The organism is Streptomyces sp. DH12, from assembly GCF_020873895.1.
Taxonomy (GTDB): Bacteria; Actinomycetota; Actinomycetes; order Streptomycetales; family Streptomycetaceae; genus Streptomyces.
Map to the genome: position 1 here is coordinate 1 of NZ_JAHWGT010000937.1, position 467 is coordinate 467.

The following is a 467-nucleotide window of genomic DNA, read 5'->3' on the forward strand; positions in this document are numbered from 1 at the left end:
GGCAGCACCACCGCCACGGGGCTGCCCGCCGGACAGAAGCTCGCCATGTCGTGGGCGTAGGAGGCCGTGACGTCCGGGTCGGTGAGGACGGCCTCCGCGGGGAGGCCGCCGAGCAGCCGGTCGACGAGAGGTCCGGCCGCCACCGTGTCTTCATCGCGTCGCGCTTCGATACGGCTCATGATCACAGCGTGGCACCCGGGGCCATCGGTGTGAACCCCACAGGGGCGGCCGGGTCCCGCCGGAGTGTGATGATCATACGCAGGCGGGGTGTGACGCACAGTGTGCGCCATGGACGACAAGCCTCGTGCGCGCCGGCGGAGGCTCCGCCGCGCGCTGCTCGCCTCGGCCGCCGGGGCCGCCGTGCTGGGCGGGGTGCTGGTGACGCTGCCGTGGGGCGGGCAGCCGCCGCCCCCGACGCCCACCCCTCAGGAGCGCGCCCTGGCCGCGGTGACCAGCGGCGTCCCGGC

Annotated in this window: 1 pseudogene; it reads right to left on the reverse strand. The window is 75.6% G+C overall.

What is annotated here, in order from left to right:
• Positions 1-185: pseudogene (locus LPA54_RS37855) on the reverse strand (FAD-binding oxidoreductase); the annotation flags it as partial.
• Positions 186-467 lie beyond the last annotated feature (282 nt).